The 593-nt window shown below is 34.4% G+C and carries 1 protein-coding gene; it reads right to left on the bottom strand.

From position 1 onward, the window contains the following. Positions 1–29: 29 nt before the first annotated feature. Positions 30–383, bottom strand: a complete 354-nt coding sequence (locus GNP81_RS19220) for a hypothetical protein (RefSeq protein WP_155675059.1) — start codon at positions 381–383, stop codon at positions 30–32. Positions 384–593: the final 210 nt, after the last annotated feature.

Raw genomic sequence — 593 nt, 5'->3', positions numbered from 1 at the left:
CGTGTTATGCAGGCGTTATAACACTTAAGTTATCTAATGTCGTAAACATCGTCTTCCACGATCATTTTATACAGCGTATAAGATTTGCCTTTATAGTTGGTGTTTTTTCCGAAAATAAAAGCTGTTGGTCTATAAGCATATTGATACCCATATGAAGAGCATTCAATCTGCGTACTATCAACAAATTGAATAACTCGATCATAGTCACATCCTTCGAAACTATCTTCGTATTTTCCGTCGTCATTATAGAAACCTTCAATCGTTTTAGTTTCAATAAGAGTCCAACCAACAAGTTGCTCAAGCGTACTTTCATCTACTTGAGCGATAGAAGTTGTGGGATTAAGTGATAAAATTAATGCTGTAATAGTTATAAGGATTTTCATTGGAATACTTCGAAATTTATAGTCTCTGCATTATATGTGGTAATTTATAAATCACATTGATTCAAAACAGTTAGTTTGGAAATAGTGTTATAACAAATGCATCAACACGATTTGCTACACTCGGCGTTGTCAGTTTGCCTTTAGTTTCAGTGATTAAGGCGTTAAAATTCAGGTAAGTCTGTATCGTAGCAAACGTGTTATGCAGGCGTT

Source organism: Aliivibrio fischeri (assembly GCF_009727955.1).
Classification (GTDB): domain Bacteria; phylum Pseudomonadota; class Gammaproteobacteria; order Enterobacterales; family Vibrionaceae; genus Aliivibrio; species Aliivibrio fischeri_A.
Note: the sequence above shows the minus strand (reverse complement) of the source record. Positions and strands in the feature narration are given on the sequence as shown.